The organism is Qipengyuania oceanensis, assembly GCF_009827535.1.
Lineage (GTDB): Bacteria > Pseudomonadota > Alphaproteobacteria > Sphingomonadales > Sphingomonadaceae > Qipengyuania_C > Qipengyuania_C oceanensis.
In genome coordinates, this window is record NZ_WTYN01000001.1 from 799,046 (window position 1) to 817,934 (window position 18,889).

General features: G+C 65.7%; 21 protein-coding genes. 8 read left to right on the forward strand and 13 right to left on the reverse strand.

Annotation, left to right across the window (positions count from 1 at the left end; all coding sequences use genetic code 11):
• The first annotated feature begins 15 nt into the window (after positions 1-15).
• Positions 16-1,050, forward strand: a complete 1,035-nt coding sequence (locus GRI48_RS03965; RefSeq protein ID WP_160671732.1) for a phosphatase PAP2 family protein — start codon at positions 16-18, stop codon at positions 1,048-1,050.
• 23 nt (positions 1,051-1,073) lie between these two features.
• Here GRI48_RS03965 and GRI48_RS03970 read toward each other — a convergent pair whose 3' ends face one another.
• Genes GRI48_RS03970 through glmU form a run of 3 tightly spaced genes read right to left on the reverse strand, consistent with a single transcriptional unit; the run spans position 1,074 to position 3,409 of the window.
• The gene (locus GRI48_RS03970; RefSeq protein ID WP_160671735.1) at positions 1,074-1,706 is read right to left on the reverse strand and encodes an SOUL family heme-binding protein; all 633 of its coding nucleotides are present in this window, start codon (positions 1,704-1,706) and stop codon (positions 1,074-1,076) included.
• 57 nt (positions 1,707-1,763) lie between these two features.
• The gene (locus GRI48_RS03975; RefSeq protein ID WP_160671738.1) at positions 1,764-2,042 is read right to left on the reverse strand and encodes an HNH endonuclease; all 279 of its coding nucleotides are present in this window, start codon (positions 2,040-2,042) and stop codon (positions 1,764-1,766) included.
• On the reverse strand, positions 2,039-3,409 hold the full coding sequence (gene glmU, locus GRI48_RS03980) for a bifunctional UDP-N-acetylglucosamine diphosphorylase/glucosamine-1-phosphate N-acetyltransferase GlmU (protein ID WP_160671741.1): 1,371 nt from the start codon (positions 3,407-3,409) through the stop codon (positions 2,039-2,041). The genes GRI48_RS03975 and glmU overlap by 4 nt, the downstream gene beginning before the upstream one ends.
• Before the next feature lie 61 nt (positions 3,410-3,470).
• On the opposite strand from glmU, the gene GRI48_RS03985 reads away from it, so the two are divergent.
• From GRI48_RS03985 to GRI48_RS03995, 3 genes are all read left to right on the forward strand, one after another.
• The gene (locus tag GRI48_RS03985; RefSeq protein WP_160671745.1) at positions 3,471-4,154 is read left to right on the forward strand and encodes an HAD-IA family hydrolase; all 684 of its coding nucleotides are present in this window, start codon (positions 3,471-3,473) and stop codon (positions 4,152-4,154) included.
• A 118-nt stretch (positions 4,155-4,272) separates the two neighbouring features.
• Entirely contained in the window at positions 4,273-5,202 is a 930-nt protein-coding gene (locus GRI48_RS03990; RefSeq protein ID WP_160671748.1) for an SDR family NAD(P)-dependent oxidoreductase, read from the forward strand.
• Positions 5,203-5,297: 95 nt separating this feature from the next.
• On the forward strand, positions 5,298-6,362 hold the full coding sequence (locus GRI48_RS03995; RefSeq protein WP_160671752.1) for a hypothetical protein: 1,065 nt from the start codon (positions 5,298-5,300) through the stop codon (positions 6,360-6,362).
• A gap of 27 nt (positions 6,363-6,389) precedes the next feature.
• Here GRI48_RS03995 and GRI48_RS04000 read toward each other — a convergent pair whose 3' ends face one another.
• The 4 genes from GRI48_RS04000 to GRI48_RS04015 are packed head-to-tail and all read right to left on the reverse strand — an operon-like array spanning position 6,390 to position 9,389.
• A complete protein-coding gene (locus GRI48_RS04000; protein WP_160671755.1) occupies positions 6,390-6,755 on the reverse strand; it encodes a DUF2794 domain-containing protein in 366 nt (121 codons plus the stop codon).
• The gene (epsC, locus tag GRI48_RS04005; RefSeq protein ID WP_160671758.1) at positions 6,755-7,447 is read right to left on the reverse strand and encodes a serine O-acetyltransferase EpsC; all 693 of its coding nucleotides are present in this window, start codon (positions 7,445-7,447) and stop codon (positions 6,755-6,757) included. Before epsC ends, GRI48_RS04000 begins: the two co-directional genes overlap by 1 nt.
• A 27-nt stretch (positions 7,448-7,474) precedes the next feature.
• The gene (locus GRI48_RS04010; protein ID WP_419956940.1) at positions 7,475-8,086 is read right to left on the reverse strand and encodes an HdaA/DnaA family protein; all 612 of its coding nucleotides are present in this window, start codon (positions 8,084-8,086) and stop codon (positions 7,475-7,477) included.
• A 16-nt stretch (positions 8,087-8,102) separates the two neighbouring features.
• Entirely contained in the window at positions 8,103-9,389 is a 1,287-nt protein-coding gene (locus GRI48_RS04015) for a heavy-metal-associated domain-containing protein (protein ID WP_160671761.1), read from the reverse strand.
• 68 nt (positions 9,390-9,457) lie between these two features.
• Here GRI48_RS04015 and purM point away from each other — a divergent pair, with 68 nt between their 5' ends.
• From purM to GRI48_RS04030, 3 genes are read left to right on the forward strand one after another with little or no spacing between them, the layout of a single operon-like run.
• Positions 9,458-10,555 carry a phosphoribosylformylglycinamidine cyclo-ligase gene (purM, locus tag GRI48_RS04020; protein ID WP_160671763.1) on the forward strand — a complete coding sequence of 366 codons (1,098 nt, stop codon included), beginning with the start codon at positions 9,458-9,460 and terminating at the stop codon, positions 10,553-10,555.
• Positions 10,548-11,525 (forward strand): phosphoribosylglycinamide formyltransferase, encoded by a 978-nt coding sequence (gene purN, locus GRI48_RS04025; protein ID WP_160671766.1) that lies wholly within the window; start codon positions 10,548-10,550, stop codon positions 11,523-11,525. Before purM ends, purN begins: the two co-directional genes overlap by 8 nt.
• Positions 11,526-11,530: 5 nt before the next feature.
• Positions 11,531-12,727 carry a sulfotransferase family protein gene (locus GRI48_RS04030; protein ID WP_160671768.1) on the forward strand — a complete coding sequence of 399 codons (1,197 nt, stop codon included), beginning with the start codon at positions 11,531-11,533 and terminating at the stop codon, positions 12,725-12,727.
• A gap of 29 nt (positions 12,728-12,756) precedes the next feature.
• Here GRI48_RS04030 and GRI48_RS04035 read toward each other — a convergent pair whose 3' ends face one another.
• The 6 genes from GRI48_RS04035 to GRI48_RS04060 form a co-directional block, all read right to left on the reverse strand.
• Complete coding sequence (locus GRI48_RS04035) at positions 12,757-13,194, reverse strand: nuclear transport factor 2 family protein (RefSeq protein WP_160671770.1); 438 nt, start codon at positions 13,192-13,194, stop codon at positions 12,757-12,759.
• Positions 13,195-13,273: 79 nt separating this feature from the next.
• Positions 13,274-13,696, reverse strand: a complete 423-nt coding sequence (gene ndk, locus GRI48_RS04040; protein ID WP_160671772.1) for a nucleoside-diphosphate kinase — start codon at positions 13,694-13,696, stop codon at positions 13,274-13,276.
• Positions 13,697-13,793: 97 nt separating this feature from the next.
• The gene (locus GRI48_RS04045; RefSeq protein WP_160671774.1) at positions 13,794-14,288 is read right to left on the reverse strand and encodes a hypothetical protein; all 495 of its coding nucleotides are present in this window, start codon (positions 14,286-14,288) and stop codon (positions 13,794-13,796) included.
• Between the two features lie 56 nt (positions 14,289-14,344).
• The gene (locus GRI48_RS04050; RefSeq protein ID WP_337190763.1) at positions 14,345-14,776 is read right to left on the reverse strand and encodes a DNA polymerase III subunit chi; all 432 of its coding nucleotides are present in this window, start codon (positions 14,774-14,776) and stop codon (positions 14,345-14,347) included.
• A 2-nt stretch (positions 14,777-14,778) separates the two neighbouring features.
• Positions 14,779-14,934 carry a DUF2256 domain-containing protein gene (locus GRI48_RS04055; RefSeq protein WP_160671778.1) on the reverse strand — a complete coding sequence of 52 codons (156 nt, stop codon included), beginning with the start codon at positions 14,932-14,934 and terminating at the stop codon, positions 14,779-14,781.
• Positions 14,935-14,943: 9 nt separating this feature from the next.
• Complete coding sequence (locus GRI48_RS04060) at positions 14,944-16,398, reverse strand: leucyl aminopeptidase (protein WP_160671780.1); 1,455 nt, start codon at positions 16,396-16,398, stop codon at positions 14,944-14,946.
• A gap of 102 nt (positions 16,399-16,500) precedes the next feature.
• Between GRI48_RS04060 and GRI48_RS04065 the strand changes: the two genes are divergently transcribed.
• Entirely contained in the window at positions 16,501-18,870 is a 2,370-nt protein-coding gene (locus GRI48_RS04065; protein ID WP_237451720.1) for an LPS-assembly protein LptD, read from the forward strand.
• The last annotated feature ends 19 nt before the right edge of the window (positions 18,871-18,889 follow it).

Here is an 18,889-nt window from a genome sequence, read left to right on the forward strand (position 1 = left end):
GGGCCATCTGCCGGGATGCAACGCACTGCTGCCATTGCCGTTCTGCAGCGCGAGCTGCCAATCTACGCGGTCGCGCTCGCATGCATCTTCGCGTTTGCCATCAGCCTCTCGCTGGCTGGGGTCGCGTTCCATCCGTGGAGCTCGGTTCTCTATAACTTCTTCCTCTTTGCCGCGAGCTGGCTGCTGGTAATCGCCGTGCTGTTCGCGGCCCGCCTGTTTCGCGAACGTCCCGAATCGCTCTTTGCCTTCGGGGCGGAGGTCTTCGGACAGAAAGCCTTCTGGCTGCGGCAACTGCGTGCCGTGCCGCTTCTGGCGCTCCTGTCGGTCTTCATGATCTATTTCGGCGGAATGAAGAGCGCGATACCGCTGTTCAACCCTTTCTCCTGGGACCAGACCTTCATCCGCTGGGATGCCGCGCTCGGCTTCGGTTACGACCCGTGGCGTATACTGCATCCCCTCATCGGGTATCCCGTCGTCACCTCCGCGCTTGCGGCCCTCTATCACCTGTGGATCCTGCTGATCTATGCCGGCTCGATCTACCTTGGCGCATACCAGACCGACGAACTCCTGAGGACGCGGTACTTCGTAAGCTATTTCCTGTGCTGGAGCCTCGTCGGCGTAGCCCTCGCGGTCCTGTTCTCGTCGGTCGGCCCGGCGTTCATGCAGCCACTTTTCGGCGACCCACGCTTCGTGCCGCTGATGGATTACCTGCAGCAAGCAGACAAGCAATTCCCGGTCATGGTGCTGACAGTGCAGCAGCAACTGCTGGACTGGCAGGCGGGCGGTGAACTCGGCCTCGGTCGTGGGATATCGGCCATGCCTTCGATGCACATTTCGCTGGCGACGCTTTTCTGGCTCGCCATGCGGAAGATCTCGGCGCGAGCCGGCTGGTTCTTCGGCGTCTTTGCGCTCCTGATCTTCGTCGGGTCGATCCATACCGGCTACCATTACGCGCTCGATGGCATAGTCGCCGCTACGGCGACCCTGGCGATCTGGTGGATCGTCGGCCGGGTCCTGCCTTCAGGACAAAACGGCGAAGTCGCCAGCTGACGAAGCCAGCCGAGCCTCGGCTCTTACCCTACCGGGATCATCACCTCGTTGCGGCGCAGCGGCGGCGGCACCATCGGTGCATCGTAGAACGCGAATTCAGCCGGGCCGGTGGCGGTCAGGCCACGTTCGGCCAGCCATTCGCGCAGAGCATTCTCCTGCTCTGCCAGGTCCTTGTTGCTGCCGTTCCCGGAGAACCTGATCGCAGCGACGCGGCGTGACGGAACCTGGGTCAACGAGATGTCGGCAGGCGGTGTCGGAAGCGTTTCCAAAGTGTACTGGGCCGGCATGACGAAGCGCGTGCGCCAGGTGCCGGTCCCCTTGCCGCCATCCTGGATGACCGGCGCGGTCATTGCGATTTCGACGCTCTGGTCCTGCATGACCGGGCTGGTCATGGCGATTTTCTCTCCTGGCCGGTCCTGGGCAAAGATGTAGGCCGCGAGGCGACGAAACCCTGCGTTGAGCGCCGGTTCGCGGTCGCCCGTATGCGTGACCTCGGCAACGATCATCGGCGCGTATTGGCGCAGTTCGATATCGCCGCTTTTCTCGACCAGCCGATAGGGCGGCTCGTCGACGGCTTGCCGGTAGTAGGCGAAAGCTGCGGTCGCCCCCGCGGCGAGCACGCCGATACCGATCGCTGCGCCTTTCCAGAATTTCATGCAAACACGCTCCTTGGTCCAGCACCATCAACGCGCCGCTGCACAAGGTGTTTCCGATTATCGCGGTCGCCGCGTCGGTGCGTGGAAATCGGGCGGCTTGTCCGAGACCCAGCGCACGAAGCTCGCCAGTGCCTCGTTTGCGAACAGGCCTTCGCGCTCGTTCCCGATGCGGGAGAGCTTGGCATTGGTGAAGTTTGCGTGGATCGCGCGGTGGCAAATGGGGTGGACCGGCACGGTCTCCCGCCCCTTTTTCGCCTTGGGAACCGTGTGGTGCTGCTGCACCTTGCGGCCCAGCGGGCGAAGGCACAGCCAGCAGGAAGGCGGCTGCTCGCTCAACTCTTCTTCGCGGCCGCTTTCTTCTTCTTCATCGCGTCGTGGAAGCGGTCTGCCCAGCCCGGTTTCACGATCTGCTCGCCCCGGACCATCCGCAAGTCGCCGTCGTCGACATCGCGGCTTACCGCGCTGCCTGCCGCCACGATGGCATCGCGGCCGATCGTCACCGGCGCGATCAGCGCGCTGTTCGAACCGATGAAGGCATTTTCGCCGATGACCGTCTTGTACTTGAAATAGCCGTCGTAATTGCAGGTGATCGTGCCCGCGCCGATGTTGGCGCCCGCGCCGACCTCCGCATCGCCCAGATAGGTCAGGTGGCTCGCCTTCGCGCCTTCGCCGAGCGTCGCCTTCTTCATCTCGACGAAATTGCCGACGAAGCTGTTCTTGCCCATGACCGCTCCGGGCCGCAGGCGCGCATAGGGGCCGACCTGCGCGCCTTCGCCCACGCTCGCACCCTCGAGATGGCTGAATGCCTTGATGTGCGCACCCCTGGCGACGGTCACGCCCGGGCCGAAGACGACGTTCGGCTCGATCGTCACGTCGGCGCTGAGCTCGGTATCCCAGCTGAAGAACACCGTTTCCGGCGCGCGCAGGGTCACGCCTTCGGCCATCCAGTAATCGCGCTGCTCGGCCTGCCACAGTGCCTCGGCGGCGGCGAGTTCGGCGCGCGAATTGATCCCGCGAACCTCGTCCGGCGTGTCGGAGGGGACTGCGGCGCAGGTCTCCCCGTCGGAGATCGCGATGTTGACGATGTCGGGCAGGTAGTATTCGCCCTGCGCGTTGTCGTTGCCGACACGGCGCAGCAGATCGAACATGTCGGCAGCGCTGGCCGCCATCAGGCCCGAATTGCACAGGGTGCAGGCACGCTCCGCCTCGTTCGCGTCCTTGAACTCGACCATTTTCGAGATTCTGCCACCGGCGTCGGCGATCACCCGGCCGTAGGCTCCGGCATCGTCCGGCTCGAAACCGAGCACCACGACCTTGGGCCGGTCCTCGGCATGCAGCCGGTCGAGCATGGCCTGCATGGTTTCGCCCTTCACGAAGGGAACGTCTCCATAGAGGACGAGCACATCGCCCGAAAAGCCTGCCAGCTCGCGCTCGGCCTGCTGCACGGCATGGCCGGTGCCCATCTGCGGCTCCTGCAGGCAGGTCGTCGCGCGGTCGCCCAGCGCCATCTCGAGCTGCTCGCGTCCGGCACCGACGACCACGACGGTCTTCGCGGGCCGAAGCGCCGCAGCGCTCGCGAGGAGATGGTCGATCATCGGACGGCCCGCGATCGGGTGGAGCACCTTGTGCAGGTCGCTCTTCATGCGGGTTCCTTTGCCCGCGGCAAGAACGACGATGGCGAGTTCGCGCGTGGAAGCAGTCATGTCGGCGGCCTTGCCACCAAACGCTTGCCGTTTGAAGCGTCATGCGCCACTTCGCACCGCCATGAGCGATTTTCCCTTTGCCGCCATCGGCTTCGACCTCGACGGAACGCTGCTGGACACCTTTCGCGACCTCGGCGCGGCGGTGAACCATGCATTGGAACTGGGCGGCTTCGACCCCGTGCCGGTCGACAGCAGCAAGGACCTGATCGGCGGCGGGGCGAAGATCATGCTCGCCCGGGCGGTGGATCAGCAGGGCGGCATGCCCGAAGACGAGTTCCGCGCGCTCTATAAGCAAATGCTCGCCTATTACGCGGAGCACAACGCCGACCACACCCGACCCTACCCCGGCGTCGAGCCGATGCTGGACGAGCTCGCGGAGATGGGCGTGACAATGGCGGTGGTGACCAACAAGTTCGAGGAATTTGCGACCCAGGTCCTGACCAAGCTCGGGCTGGCCGACCGCTTCGTCGCGATCATCGGCGGCAACAGCCTCGGGAAAGGCGACGACGGCCGCTACCTCGCCAAGCCCGCGCCCGAACCCGTTCTGCACGCGCAGGAAGTGTGCGGCAGCACGCGCTTCGCCTTCGTCGGCGATTCGAGCTATGACGTGAAGGCGGCTCGCGGCGCAGGCGTGCCGATCGTGGTCGCGGGATACGGCTATTGCGACGGCGATCCCGCAGGGCTCGGCGGTGATGTCGTGATCGATTCGGTTGCGGGGCTCATTCCGGCTTTGCGCGCTCTCTGACCCCCGCGCCCTGACGTTACGGAACGGCCACTGGCCGAAGTGGCGGTTGCAAGCGATCGAGGACTCTGCCAACCCGCACGCAAATTGACCCTTACGTAAACCCATTCGGAGAGACATCATGAGCATCGACTTCAAGGACAAGGTAGCCATCGTGACCGGCGCGGGCGGCGGTCTGGGCCGCGAATACGCGCTCGAACTCGCACGGCGCGGCGCAAAGGTCGTCGTCAACGACCTCGGCGGATCGCGCGACGGTACCGGTCATTCCGACATGGCGCTGAAGGTCGTCGAGGAAATCGAGGCGATGGGCGGCGAAGCCATGTCGAACGGCGGCTCGGTCACCGAAGTCGAACAGATGGAAAAGATGGTCGCCGACGCCAAGCAGAAGTGGGGCGGCGTGCACATCGTCATCAACAATGCGGGCGTCCTGCGCGACAAGACCTTCGCCAAGATGACGATGGACGACTTCCGTTTCGTCGTCGACGTGCACCTCAACGGCTCGGCCAACGTCTCCAAGGCCGTCTGGGAAACCATGCGCGAGCAGGCCTACGGCCGCATCCTGATGACCGCCTCCTCGACCGGGCTGTTCGGCAATTTCGGCCAGGCCAATTACGGCGCGGCCAAGCTCGGCCTCGCCGGGCTCACCAAGACGCTCCAGCTCGAAGGCGCTAAGTACAACATCAAGGTCAATACGCTCTCGCCGGTCGCCGGCACGCGCATGACCGAAGACCTGTTCCCCGAAGAAGCGTTCAAGCTGTTCGACCCGGTCAATGTCGTTCCGGCCGCACTCTTCCTCGTCAGCGAGGACGCTCCGACCAATGCCATCGTCGGCGCCGGCGCGGGCGGTTTCCACTCGGCCTGGACGGTGATGAACGATGCCGTTTGGTTGAAGGACGAAGACCGCACGGTCGAAGGTTTCGCCGCCAACTGGGACAAGATCTCCGAGTTCTCGAACCTATCCGCCCCGCAGTCGGGCAGCGAGCAGTCGGCGAATATCCTCAAGGCGATGCAGAAGGTGACCGGCACCGGACCGAGCTCCGCCCGCGGCTGACGCGTCCCCTTATTGGGGCGCTGTATTGACACACTAACACAGCATGGCGTAGCTTCTTCCCATTCCGGGGCAATCCCGTGGGGGAGAGTTACGCCATGTACTCAGAAGAAGACATCAATTCGGCCGTCGCGGCCGGTGCCCTGAGCGCCGATGCCGCCGCAGCCTTTCGCGCGCACATGACGCAGGTCCGCGACATGCCGCGGGGCGACGAGGAGAACTTCCGCCTCGTCACCAGCTTCAACGACATCTTCGTTACCATCGGCGTGGTCATCATGCTGATGGCCGCCGGTGCCATTGGCGAGGCGATCCTGCATTCGAACAACGGCCCCTCCCCGCTCGCCGGGGCGCTGGTCGCGGCGACCGCCTGGGGCCTGGCGGAGTTCTTCACCCTGCGCCGCCGGATGGCGCTTCCCAGCATCATCCTGCTGCTCGCGTGGGTGGGCGGCATCTTTGCCACCCTGCTCGGCATCGTCATCGGGCTTGCCGACAACGGCAACGACACGCTGGCGGCAATTCTTGTCTCGGCGAGCGCGCTGGTCGCGGCGGGCGCGGCCTGGGTCCACTGGCGACGCTTCATGGTCCCGATCACCGTTGCCGCCGGCGCGGTCGCGGTGGGCGGATCGCTGATCGCGCTGATCGGCGGTACGATCGCTTCGGGCACCGACATCAAGCCCGAGACGGTCTTCATTCCGCTGGTCTTTGCCGTCGGGATCGCGATCTTCGCGTTTGCCATGCGCTGGGACGCGAGCGATCGGGCGCGCACGACGCGCCGCAGCGACGTCGCCTTCTGGCTTCACCTGGCTGCCGCGCCGATGATCGCCCATCCGCTGTTCCACTGGCTCGGCGTGACGGACGGTGGCGAGATCGGCGTCGCCGCGGCGGCCGGAGTGCTGACGGTCTATGTCGCGCTCGGCCTCGTCGCGCTGGCGATCGACCGTCGCGCGTTGCTCGTCTCCGCGCTCGCCTACGTGCTCATCGCGCTGACCTGGCTGTTCGACCGTTTTGGCGCCGTCGAACTGAATTTCGCGCTGACCGCACTGGTGATCGGCTCCGCCCTGCTCACCCTTTCGGCCTTCTGGACACCGATCCGAAAGCTGGTGGTCGAGCAGCTGCCGAACGGCCTTCAGGCGCGCCTGCCGGAGGCCATTCTCGTCGGTTGATGACGTCCAAGCGGTGGCGGGCCGAGATCAGTCCGTCACCGCCTTGACCAGCCTCCGCTCGATCGGCGCGAGGACGCCGGCCAGTTCATGGCCGCGCTTGAGAATCTGACCGTGTTCACCGAAGAGCGTCCACATGCCCTGCCGACCGCGAAGGGACGGGCGCTTTTCCACCCGCGCCTGCGGGCGCTCCGCAGTACGGCGAAAGGCGGCAAAGGTCGCCGTGTCCTTGTCGAAGTCCATCGCGTAGTCACGCCATTCGCCGGCCGCGACCATCCTGCCGTAGAGGTCGAGGATGCGTTGCAGTTCTTCCCGCTCGAAGCCGACCTGGTTGGGCTTGCGACCCGGAAACGCGACGATCGAACCGGACATACCCGTGCCTGGCGATGAAACCATCAGCTATCGGTCCCGCTGCGCTGGGCAGGCCCGTCGAGCCGGTCCCGCAAATCGCGGATTTCCGCGCGCAGGTTCGCCATTTCGGATTCCATTTTGGCAAAGCAATCGACCTTGTTGCCATCCGCGTCCTCGCACGGGGTGCCGTAGGGGATGAATTCCTTGATCCATTCCTCGGCCGGAACGAGCGTGGACCGCGCCTTGATCCCGATCATCGTGGCACCGTCGGGCACGTCGTCGGTGACCACGGCGTTGGCGCCGACGCGCGCACGCTCTCCGACGGTGATTGGCCCGATGATCTGCGCGCCCGAACCGATGATGACGTTGTCCTTCAAGGTCGGGTGCCGTTTGCCGCGCACGCCATTGGTCGGGTTGGTGCCGCCGAGCGTGACGCATTGGTAGAGCGTGACGTTGTCGCCGATCTCTGCCGTCTCGCCGATCACCGTGAAGCCGTGATCGATGAAGAAATTCTTCCCGATCGTGGCACCCGGATGGATATCGATCGCGGTCACCATGCGCGAGAAATGGTTCACCAGCCGGGCAAGGAAGAACAGCTTGGCCTCGAACAGCCAGTGCGCGATGCGATGATAGAACACCGCCCAGACGCCCGGATAAAGCAGCACTTCCCAGCGACTGCGCGGCGCGGGATCGCGCGCCTTGATCGAGTCCAGATAGGCCGTCACATTATCGAACATCGACGGGATTCTCCCACTTTTACGGCCCTAAAGCAAGCTGGCCTGCTCCGGCCCTTCCACTGCATCCAGCGCCGCCCGCCAGATCGCCAGCGTCGCCGGAACCTTGCGCTCGAGCGTCAGCCGATCGATCTCCTCGACCAGCTTCTCGATCGCCGCGAAGCTGCGGGTCGCCCGCGGTACCAGATAGGTAAGTGCGCCCTCGCCCAGCGCAAGCCCGCGCTGCTGCGCGTGGGCTTCGATCAGCGAGGCGAGCATGTCGTCGTCGGGCGTCCCGATCTCGAGATGCAGCGCCGCTCCCAATCGCGAGCGCAGGTCCGGCAGCGCGATGGTCCAGCCGCTAGCCGGACCGGCGAGAAGCAGCGTCTCGCCCTCTTCTTGCGCGCGGTTCCAGCGGTGGAACAGTTCGGTTTCGTCGAGCCTATCGGCATCGTCCACGAAGGCCCCGCCTCCGGTCTGCTCGAACCATCTGCCGAGCAGGCTGCGGCCCGAGCGCGGCGGTCCTGCCAGGATTGCGGTGCGAAACGGCCAGCCGGCCGGTTCGGCCAGGGCATCCACGGCCGCGCGATTGGCGTTGCCGGTCACGATGCGCAGCGAGTCGGCGCTCCGGCCCAGCGTCAGCGGAAGGACGATCTGCGACACGGAAAACCCGCGCTTCCTAGCGGCTGATGGCGAGCGCGGTGCTGCCCTGATTGACGGTGAAGCCGGCTCCGCGCAGCGCCGCGGCGAGCTGGTCGAGCGAGCCCGCATAGGTCACCTGCATGACCGACGTGCCGCCGATCGCGGTGCTGCTGATCGAGGCCGATCGCACCCCGCCGATGCCGCGCACCTGGCCGAGCGTCGCATCGAAAGCGGCTGCATTCGGCGTGGCGAACTGGACGGTGTGGCGGTTGAGTACCTGCGGCGCATCGGGCGTCGCGGTCGGGGCGGCGACAGGAGCGGGTGCGATCTCGTCGGCACGTTCGAGCAAGGCGTTCTCGCGGGCTCGCATCGCGCGACCGATCTCGATCAGGCGGGCGACCGCAGGATCGATTTCGCCCGAGCCCAGATTGAGCGTCGGATCGGGGGTGAGCTTGCCGTCGGCAAGTGCCTTGCGGAAGATCGCGTCGAAGCGCGTCACGGCGGTGTTCAGCATCGCCGGCAGGGCATCGGGCGACGCGGCTTCCAGCTCGAAACTGCCGAGCACGCGGCTGTCCGGGCCGTAGCGGGCGGTGAAGCGGCCCGCGACCGGACCGCCGGGATAGCGATAGTCGAGCTGTGCGACCGGCACGAGCACGTCGGCTGCGCCGAACTGGTCGAGGATGTTGCGCCACCAGGTCCGGCTGCGACGCTGGATCTGGCCCGAGGTCAGCAGCAGCGAATCGCCGCCAGATCCGGTCGGGCGCACGTAATTGATCGGGCTGCGCCCCGGCTGGTACTCGGCCCAAGCGCGCTGCCACGGATTGCGCATCTCGTACACCGTCGCCGTACCGCCGGTGTAGGTCACGGGAAGCAGCAGCATCGGCGCCGAAGACTGCTGCGCCTGGTCGCCGCCCAGATAGGCGCTTGCCCGCGTCCGATCAAAGATGACGCCCAGCGTGGCGATATAGCGGCCGGGAGAAATCCGCTCCTGCTCGATGACGATTGCCGACACCAGCGATTCGAGCTGCGAATCGGCCAGCTTGGGCCCCTTGATCTTTTCCCACGCCTTGCGCTGCGCCTCGCGCCAGCCGTTTTCGCGCGCTTCCTCTGCGGACTTTCCGCGCACATCGACTTCGACGCCGTTGACCTCGATGTCGCTGCTGGCCGCAACCGGTGCGATCCCGCGCTCTCCGTCGACTTGTGCGAGCAGCGCGTCGAGCAGCAACCCGGCGCTCAGCGCTGCGAACAGCAGCGCAAGCAGCACCGGAAAGGATGCCGGGAACGACGGGCGCGCGTTGCGAGGGAGGGAAAGCGTATGGGCCATCGGGGAAATCGCGGGTCTTTTGCCCAATGGGGCGTGGAAATCCAAGCGCGAATAAGTATGGCAGCAGGATGAGTTCGAACACCCCGTCCTATACCTACGCCGATGCCGGTGTATCGATCGATGCCGGCAATGCGCTCGTCAAGGCGATCGGGCCGCTGGTCAAGGCGACCATGCGCCCCGGCACGGACGGGGAAATCGGCGGCTTCGGCGGGTTCTTCGATCCCAAGGCAGCCGGTTACAAGGATCCGCTGCTGGTCGCGGCAAACGACGGCGTAGGCACCAAGCTGAAGCTCGCGATCGATCACGACCGTCACGACCAGGTCGGCATCGATCTTGTCGCCATGTGCGTCAACGACCTGATCGTCCAGGGCGCGGAACCGCTGTTTTTCCTCGACTATTTCGCAACCGGAAAGCTCGAGAACGGCGTAGCCGAACGAGTCATCGCCGGGATCGCGGAAGGCTGCAAGCAGGCCGGCTGCGCGCTCATCGGTGGCGAGACTGCGGAAATGCCCGGAATGTACGCGCCCGGCGATTACGACCTGGCCGGCTTCTGCGTCGGCGCGGTCGAACGCGGCGAGCAACTGACCGGTGCACGCGTCGCCCCCGGGCACATCCTGCTCGGGCTGGCGAGCTCGGGTGTCCATTCCAACGGCTATTCGCTCGTCCGGCGGCTGGCGGCAGACAAGCTGTGGCGGCTCGATCGCCCCGCCCCGTTCGATCACGAGCGATTGCTGATCGATGCGCTGATCGAGCCGACGCGGATCTATGTGAAGACGCTGCTGCCCCTGGTCCGCGACGGACTGGTCGATGCGATGGCCCACATCACCGGCGGCGGCCTCCTCGAGAATATCCCGCGTGTCCTTCCGGACGGCGCCCATGCTATTGTCGATGCGGACGGCTGGCCGCAGCCGCCGCTGATGGAGTTCCTCCAGGCGCAGGGCAATATCGAGCCGGGCGAAATGGCACGGACGTTCAATTGCGGCGTCGGAATGGTGCTCGCCGTCGATCCCGCCCATGCCGAACTGGTCCGCTCGCGGCTGGAGGCGGCCGACGAAACTGTCCTCGCCGTCGGCCGCATCGAGGAGGGTCCACGCGGCTGCACCGTCGAAGGCTCCGCCGGCACCTGGAGCGCACGAGAAGGCTGGAAAGCCACTCATAATGCCTGAAACCCGCGCGGCCAGAGCAAGGGTGGCCGTGCTCATTTCTGGTCGCGGGACCAATCTGGCGGCATTGCTCTACGCCAGCCGTTTGCCTGACTGCCCCTACGAGATCGTCCTCGTCGCCAGCAATGATCCGCAAGCCGGCGGTCTAGCGATCGCCGAAGCGGAAGGCATAAAGACGTTCGCGCTGTCTCACCGGGGCATGGACCGCACCGCGCACGACGATGCGATGGACGCGGCGATACGCTCATCGGGGGCGGATTACGTCGCGCTGGCAGGATACATGCGCGTCCTCGGCGACGCGATGGTCGCGCGCTGGACTGGCCGGATGGTCAACATCCATCCCTCGCTCCTGCCCCTGTATCCCGGGCTCGACACCCATGCCCGGGCCATCGAAGCCGGCGACAGCCACGGCGGCGCAACCGTCCATCTGGTGACCAGCGAGCTCGACAATGGCGAGCCGCTCGGCCGGATCGAAGTCGCGATCCTGCGCGGCGACACGCCCGATACCCTCGCCGAGCGGGTGCTCTTCGCCGAACACCAGCTCTACCCCCGCGCGCTGGCAGATTACGTTTCGCGCTCCAGCGATCCAGAGCACTTGTTGGCCCGGGTGCGCGAATTGGCGCTCGCCTTGCCCAATACGCACGAACGGGAAAGCCACGGCTCGCCCGGCTGGCGCGTCGGCAGCGAGAAATCGGGCAAGTTCTTCGCCTATTTCTCCGACCATCATCACGGCACGCCGCATGTTTCGCTGCTCGCCAAGTGCGGGAGCATGGACGAGCTGGACGGGCTCGTCGAAGCGCAGCCGCACGCCTATCACAAGCCTGCCTATTACGGCGCGAGCGGATGGATCGGGGTCATCCTCAATCGCGAGGGGCTCGACTGGGACGATGTCTCGGACTGGCTGGAGCGCAGCTGGCGCCAGGTCGCACCCCGGTCCACGACCCGGTTGCTCGACGCCGCCGACGAATTCTGACTGCGATGGCCATCCCGCCACGCCCCCACCCTCTCGCCCGCTCGGCTTTCGCGCAGCGCCTCGACGGGCTGCTGGCCAAGAGCTGGACCTTGCCGGGCAATCCGCGCCCTCCGCTGTCGCCCGACTACCTGTGGCAGGTCGGAGCGAAGGGCTTCGATGCCGCCGACGAGCGCAGTAATCGCAGCGATGAGGATGTCGCCGATTTCCGCGAGCGACTGGCACGGTTGTGCAAGGCGCTGAACGAGCAGGCGAGGCTCAATTCGCTCGGTCATACCATGGCGTATGGACAACTGCGCGCGGCGATCCGCACGCGCCACGGGCTCGGCCAGCTTTGGCGTGACCGACCCGCGCTGGCGAACACGCCGATCGCCCCGCCGATCATCGTCGCCGGACAGATGCGGGCCGGCACAACGCGGGTTCATCGCCTGCTCGCCGCCGATCCGGCCCATGCGGGCACGCGGTTCTGCGACAGCTTCAATCCCGTCCCGCCGGTGCCGGATCACCGCCCGCTGAAATCGGCTCTCGCTCTTGCGATGGCGCGCAGGATCAACCCCTGGCTCGACGCCCTGCACCCCTTCGGATCGGCTCGCGAGGACGAGGAAATCGGCTGGCTCTCGCTCGCGCTTTCGCCTGCCGCCTACGAGGCGCAATGGCACATTCCCGCCTATATCGCGTGGAGCGAAGCGCGCGATCCTGCGCCCGTCTATCGCGAGTTCGCGCGGATCCTGCGCACCGATGCGGCGCTCGCCGGCAATGCCGACAGGCCCCGCGTTCTCAAGTGTCCGCAGTATGCGGAAGACCTGGAAGCGTTGGTGGAGCAGTTTCCGGATGCGCGGATCGTCGTTCCGGAGCGGTCCCGCGAGGACATTCTCGAAAGTGCCGTCTCGCTCGTCGCGAGCCAGACGGCGGCGCAAAGCGACCATGCCGATCTGGCCGTCATCCGGCGCGAGTGGGAGCGCAAGCTGGACCTGCGACATCAACGCACGAAGCAGGCTCTCGGGCGGTTTGCAGGGCCGGTGGCGCACGTCCCGTTCGATAGCCTCAACCGGGACTGGGAAGCGGCCATGCGCAAACTCTACGCCGACCTCGGGCTCGCCTGGACCCTCGACGCGCAAGCCGCGACGCGCGGTGAACAGGCACGCGCGCAAAATCAGGATCACGACGCGCACCGCACGCAGATCGAAGGGTTTGACGCCGCCTAGCTGCGACCAGATGCGCGTAAACTGCGCGCTCAGCCGTCCTCGTCGTCGCTTTCGGCTGCTCGGCGAGCGGCGAATTGCGGCAAGGTGAGCTCTCCGGGGGCCCGGGTAACGTCGATCGTCGCGATCAGATCGTCCCGAAAGGTGCCACGCCACATCGCCTTGCCGGAAAGTTCTTCGGGCGCATTCTCGAAATGTCCGCGGACCAGCACATCGTCCTCCCGGAACTGGATACTGTCGATCACGATGCGCGCACCGGGGGCGTGACGCATCATCTCGCGATCCGCCGCCAAGTACCGGTCCCGGCCACTCAGCACGGTTCCGCGCCCGTCGCTGATAGCGATGTCCGGCGTCAGATAGGCAGCCGCGGCCTCGTAATCGCGCCGGTTCAGGGCGTCAACGAGACCGCGCACGACGCGATCGTGTCGATCGTGGATCTTGGCCCGGCTGTGGTTCCAGAACTTGCGCATGAAGCGCACAGACTAGCGTCCGCGCAGCACGGGGTAAATTGTCCTATGAGGTAGGGCGGGAGTGCTCCCGCCCCGCCGGTCAGCCGACGATTTCGTCCGCGTCGAAGAAATAGTCGATCTCGATCTTGGCGTTCTCGTCGCTGTCCGAGCCGTGGACCGAATTGGCCTCGATGCTCTCGGCATAGGTCTTGCGGATCGTGCCGTCGGCGGCATCGGACGGATTGGTCGCGCCCATGACGTCGCGGTTGCGCTTCACGGCGTCTTCGCCTTCGAGGACCTGGACCACGACCGGGCCCGAGATCATGAAATCGACCAGTTCGCCGAAGAAGGGGCGTTCCTTGTGGACCGCATAGAAGCCCTCGGCCTGTTCCTTGGTCATGTGGATGCGCTTGGAAGCCACGACGCGCAGGCCGGCGTCTTCCAGCATCTTGGTGACGGCGCCGGTCAGATTGCGGCGCGTGGCATCGGGCTTGATGATCGAAAAGGTGCGGGTAACCGCCATGGGAAATTCCTTGGACACGATTGGGGGAATACAGGTTGCGCGCGCCCCTAGCCGCGCCGCCCCCGCTTCGCAAGACTTGGCGCTCGGCCCAAAAGGATCAGAGCCCTTCGGCGACCATCAGCTGCGCCTGGCTCCCGCCTTCGCCGGGAGATGCGTTGAAGGTGAACTTGGTGCCCGCCTTGTTTTCGCCGACGATCGCCTGCTGATCACCCATCCTGGCATCCATGGTGATCTCGTACCCTGCCGCGCCGGCCTGCTTGCGATAGAATTCGACCAGTTTGGCCGGATCGTCCGTCGAGGTCATGTTGATGAGCGCGCCCTGCCCGCCGTCGCCCCCGAAACTCGTGTTGTTGGCGACAGTCGCGCCCGGATAGAGCGTAAAGCCTTCGGGCAGTTGGACCTTCACGTTCGGTCCCGATTTCAGCGTGGCCGTGCCATCGCCGTTCGTGACCGTCGCGACCGTGGCATCGCCATCCTGGTCAACCGTGTAGCTGCCCTCGCCCCCTTCGCCATCGTCGAACGTGCCCGACTTTTCCGAACCGCAGGCTGCAAGCGCCAGCGGTGCGAGCGTGACGAGTGCAAGTTTCTTCATCGATAGTCTCCCGTGAAAGGCGAGCTTATCCCATCCCTGCGCAGGCTCAACCCCGTTCACGGCCCTTCGCGCCACTTGCCCCCGTCCTGCTTCCAGAAATGGCGATTGGCCCCCTCGATCGAATCCAGCATGCGCCAGACACCCCGCGTCTCTTCGATCCGCTCGTCGCCGAAGACGAGAAACACGCGCGCGAACCCGTTGGCTTCGTCGCGCCATTGGCCGTCGGCGAGCACGCAATACTTCGCGCCATTGTCGGACGTGCAGGCGCTCGCAAGCAGGATCGGCTGGCGTGCGGCGTGGGTCGTACCCTCTTCGCCGTGGGCGAGAAAAGCCTCCGGATGCGCGTCCCACAGTGCCGCATCGATCGCCGAGCGCAGTTGTGCATCCTCCGCCACCACCAGCAGCCGCTCGCCCGCCTGCAGGCTCGCGCGGGCCAGCAGGGGAACGACCTGTTCGGGCCCGTCCTGCGACAGCTGGTAGAAGTCCACTCTCACGGGCTAGCCGAGTTCTTTTCGCGCCGGCATCGGTCGGAGCAGTATTTCACCTCGTCCCAGACGTCCGCCCATTTCTTGCGCCAGGCGAAGGGGCGATCGCACACCGGGCAGACCTTCGTCGGAAGATCGCCCTTGCGCCGCATCTTCGCCATGGCGGAAGATCACTTCTCGATCGTGTTGGCGACCAGCCGGTCGATCAGGCGCACGCCATAGCCGGTCGCACCCTTGCCCCACGTCGCGCCGGGCTTGTCGGACCAGACCATGCCCGCGATGTCGCAATGGGCCCAGGGCGTGCCATCGGCGATGAAGCGCTGGAGGAACTGCGCCGCGGTGATCGATCCGGCAGGCCGCGGGCCGACGTTCTTCATGTCGGCGATGGGGCTGTCGATCAGCTTGTCATAGGCCGGGCCGAGCGGCAGCCGCCACAGCTTGTCGCCCGATTGCTTGCCGGCAGCGAGCAGGTCTTCGGCAAGCGTATCGTCGTTGGCGAAGAGGCCGCCGTGCTCGTGACCGAGAGCGATGATCATCGCACCGGTCAAGGTGGCGAAATCGACGATCCGTGCCGGTTGGTATTCCTGCTGCACCCAGTGAAGCGCGTCGCACAGCACCAGCCGCCCCTCGGCGTCGGTGTTGAGGACCTCGATCGTCTGCCCCGACATCGAAGTGACGACATCGCCAGGCCGCTGCGCGCGCCCGTCGGGCATGTTCTCGACCAGGCCGACGACGCCGACGATATTGGCCTTCGCCTTGCGTTTCACCAGCGCGAGCATCGCACCGACCACCGCGGCCGAACCACCCATGTCCCACTTCATGTCTTCCATGCCGGCAGCGGGCTTGATCGAGATACCGCCGGTATCGAAGGTCACGCCCTTGCCGACGAAAGCGGTCGGCGCAACGCCGGCCTCGCCGCCCTTCCAGACGATCGCGAGCAGGCGCGATTCGCGTTCGGAGCCCAGTCCGACGCCGAGTAGCGCGCCCATGCCAAGCTCTTCCATCTGCGCGTCGTCGAGCACCACTAGTTCGGCACCGGTCCCTTCGAATTTCGCACGGCACAATTCGACGAAGCTTTCCGGATAGACGACATTCGCAGGCTCGGTGACGAGATCGCGCGCGAACTCGACCCCGTCCGCCAGATGGGCCGTCTGGACCCAGGCAGCCTCGGTGCCATCGGGAGCCCCGACGACTGTGACGCTCTCGAGCGTGCGCTTCTGCTCGTCCTTCATCTTGGTGCGATAGACGTCGTGACGCCAGCTGCGCAGCCTCAGGCCGAGCAACACGGCAGCGATATCCTGCGCGGAGAGCTTTCCGGCATCGAGCGCCACGGTCTTTTCGCCAGAGGTCAGGTATTTCGCGGCGATCGCGCCGCCTGCCTTTTCCAGATTGGCCATGCGGCCTTCCGAGTCCGGCTTGCCCGCGCCAGCCAGCGCGACGCGGACCACCCGGTCATCCTGCTCTGTGAAACCGTCGAAAAGCTGGCCCGCAGAGCCGGTGAAGCGCGCTGCCGAAGCCCCTTCGCGCACCGTCCGGGCGATCTGTGCAGGAATCGAACCCTGGTCGAGTACATGCGCCACGAAACGCGCATCTGCGGGCAGGGAATCGGTGAATTTGACTTGCATGGAGACTCCGAAAGTTCTCAAGGGACCAGCCGCCACAAGAGGCGGGTTCGGCCGCGTTCAATGGCGATTGCGATTAGGGATAGAGGGTGCGATAGGCAAGTGATGCTCCCCGCCAGCGCCAACTCCCAGCGAGCACCCTCGGTCCGCTTGCTCCGATGCCATGCGACCCTCGCCGCGCTGATGCTGCTCGGCCTGCCCGTGGCAGGCGCGCTCGCGCAGGACGGCGCCGCTCCCGGCATGGGTACCACGCTCGAGCCGAGCGGAAGGCCGGGCGACAGCATCTCCGATCTGCCCCAGGACGAGCAGGCGCAAGATGCCGATCCGGCCATCTTCTCGGTCGAGATGGACAGACAGAAGGCTTCCGCCGGCGAGCGCACGATCGATTTCGAAGCCGACGATCTCGCCTATAATTCTCAGACCCAGGTCGTCACCGCATCGGGCAATGTGCTGCTGGTCAGCGACGACCGCTCGGTACGCGCCGACAACGTTCGCTGGGACCGGGCGAGCGGGGCGATCCTGGCCGAAGGCAACGTCCATTTCGTCGACGAGGACGGCAACCAGCTTTTCACCGATTCCATCACCCTCACCGACGAGTTCGAGGCAGGCGCGATGGAAGACCTGCTCATCGCCTTGCGCGAAGGCGGAAGGCTGGCTGCCCGCAGCGGCGAGCGGGACGAAAACGGCGATGTCATCCTGACTCAGGCGGCCTATTCCGGGTGCGCGGTCGTCAACGAGGATGGCTGCCCCAAGACGCCGAGCTGGCGGATCACTGCCGAACGCGTCGTCTATGATGCGAAAGCCGACCGGATCAGGTTCCGCGGCGCATTCCTCGAGCTGTTCGGTGCGCGGCTGTTGCCGCTGCCCGGCCTGTCGATCCGCACCGACGGCAGCGCGGTTTCCGGTTTCCTCGTACCCGACCTCAGGATTTCGCAGAGCAACGGCGTCGAGATCACCGGCAGCTATTACGTGCGCGTGGCGGAGAATGCCGACCTGACGCTCGGCGGCTATCTCTATACCGAGGCCAATCCGATGGTGTCCGCCCAGTGGCGTCACCTGACCGAGAAGGGCGCCTACCAGGTCACCGGCTACCTGACGCAGAGCCGCCGCATATCCGATTTCACCGGAGAGCCGACGAGCGAGCGCGACCTGCGCGGCTATATTTTTGCCAACGGCAAGTTCCAGCTCGACCCGAACTGGAGCGTGACCGGGGCGATCCGGCGGGCAAGCGACCGGACGTTCCTGCGCCGCTACGACATCAGCCGCGACGACCGGCTGCGCTCGACCATCGAAGTCGAGCGGATCGATTCCGACAGCTATTTCAGCCTGGCCGGCTGGGCGACCCAGACGCTGCGCCTGAACCAGGAGCAAGGCCAGGTGCCGGTGGCCCTGCCGGTCATGGACTACCGCCATCGCTTCGATGATCCGGTGCTGGGCGGCAAGGTCCAGTTGCAAGTCAACTCGCTCAACATCGCGCGCGACGACGGGCAGGACACGCAGCGCGCCTTCGTAGGTGCGCGGTGGGATACGCGGCGGCTGACCGGGCTCGGCCAGGTCTTCACCCTGAGCGCGCTGGTGCGCGCCGACGTCTATCACTCGGACGAGAACTATCTCACGGATACTGCCAGCTATCGCGGCAACCCGGGCTGGCAGACGCGTGGCATAGCAATCGGCGCGGTCGACATGCAGTGGCCCTTCGTCGGCGAGGTATTCGGCGGAACGCAGATCTTCACCCCGCGCATCCAGCTCGTCGCCAGCCCGCCGATCCGCAACCTCGCGATCCCGAACGAGGATTCGCGCGCGATCGACCTGGAGGATTCGAACCTCTTCGCGCTCAATCGCTTCCCCGGGTACGACCGGGTCGAGGAAGGCCCGCGCGTCGTCTACGGCTTCGACTGGCAGCTTCAGCGGCCCGGCTGGCGGATCGACACGACTTTCGGCCAGTCCTACAACCTCGATGCCGATCCGGGCATCCTGCCCGACGGGACCGGCCTTTCCGAGCGTGTGTCGGACTTCGTGGGGCGGACCGAGGTGCGCTATCGCGACTTCCTCAAGCTCACCCACCGCTACCGGCTGGACAAGGACAATTTCGCCGTCCGGCGCAACGAGTTCGACGCGACCATCGGATCGCGCAAGACCTACGCCGAAATCGGCTATTTGCGCCTCAACCGCGACATCGACACGATCGAGGACTTGCAGGACCGCGAGGAATTGCGCGCCGCCGTGCGCGTGGCTTTCGCCAATTACTGGTCGGTCTTCGGATCGGGAATCGTCAACCTCACCGACCGTGCGGAAGACCCGACTTTCGATTCGGACGGGTTCGACCCAGTCCGCACAAGGCTCGGCATCGCCTATCAGGACGATTGCCTCGAAATGGGCGTCACCTGGCGGCGCGATTACACCGACGCCGGCGATGCGCAGCGCGGCGACACCTTCCAGTTCTACTTCTCGCTTCGCAATCTGGGGTTCCGTTAGGCCGCCCGATTGGCAGCGC

Coding starts and splice junctions, on each gene's coding strand:
- GRI48_RS03965 (WP_160671732.1), top strand. CDS start 16: ATGCAACGCACTGCTGCCATTGCCGTTCTGCAGCGCGAGCTGCCAATC.
- GRI48_RS03970 (WP_160671735.1), bottom strand. CDS start 1,706: ATGAAATTCTGGAAAGGCGCAGCGATCGGTATCGGCGTGCTCGCCGCG.
- glmU (WP_160671741.1), bottom strand. CDS start 3,409: ATGACTGCTTCCACGCGCGAACTCGCCATCGTCGTTCTTGCCGCGGGC.
- GRI48_RS03985 (WP_160671745.1), top strand. CDS start 3,471: ATGAGCGATTTTCCCTTTGCCGCCATCGGCTTCGACCTCGACGGAACG.
- GRI48_RS03990 (WP_160671748.1), top strand. CDS start 4,273: ATGAGCATCGACTTCAAGGACAAGGTAGCCATCGTGACCGGCGCGGGC.
- GRI48_RS03995 (WP_160671752.1), top strand. CDS start 5,298: ATGTACTCAGAAGAAGACATCAATTCGGCCGTCGCGGCCGGTGCCCTG.
- GRI48_RS04000 (WP_160671755.1), bottom strand. CDS start 6,755: ATGGTTTCATCGCCAGGCACGGGTATGTCCGGTTCGATCGTCGCGTTT.
- epsC (WP_160671758.1), bottom strand. CDS start 7,447: ATGTTCGATAATGTGACGGCCTATCTGGACTCGATCAAGGCGCGCGAT.
- GRI48_RS04015 (WP_160671761.1), bottom strand. CDS start 9,389: ATGGCCCATACGCTTTCCCTCCCTCGCAACGCGCGCCCGTCGTTCCCG.
- purM (WP_160671763.1), top strand. CDS start 9,458: ATGAGTTCGAACACCCCGTCCTATACCTACGCCGATGCCGGTGTATCG.
- purN (WP_160671766.1), top strand. CDS start 10,548: ATGCCTGAAACCCGCGCGGCCAGAGCAAGGGTGGCCGTGCTCATTTCT.
- GRI48_RS04030 (WP_160671768.1), top strand. CDS start 11,531: ATGGCCATCCCGCCACGCCCCCACCCTCTCGCCCGCTCGGCTTTCGCG.
- GRI48_RS04035 (WP_160671770.1), bottom strand. CDS start 13,194: ATGCGCAAGTTCTGGAACCACAGCCGGGCCAAGATCCACGATCGACAC.
- ndk (WP_160671772.1), bottom strand. CDS start 13,696: ATGGCGGTTACCCGCACCTTTTCGATCATCAAGCCCGATGCCACGCGC.
- GRI48_RS04045 (WP_160671774.1), bottom strand. CDS start 14,288: ATGAAGAAACTTGCACTCGTCACGCTCGCACCGCTGGCGCTTGCAGCC.
- GRI48_RS04055 (WP_160671778.1), bottom strand. CDS start 14,934: ATGGCGAAGATGCGGCGCAAGGGCGATCTTCCGACGAAGGTCTGCCCG.
- GRI48_RS04060 (WP_160671780.1), bottom strand. CDS start 16,398: ATGCAAGTCAAATTCACCGATTCCCTGCCCGCAGATGCGCGTTTCGTG.
- GRI48_RS04065 (WP_237451720.1), top strand. CDS start 16,501: ATGCTCCCCGCCAGCGCCAACTCCCAGCGAGCACCCTCGGTCCGCTTG.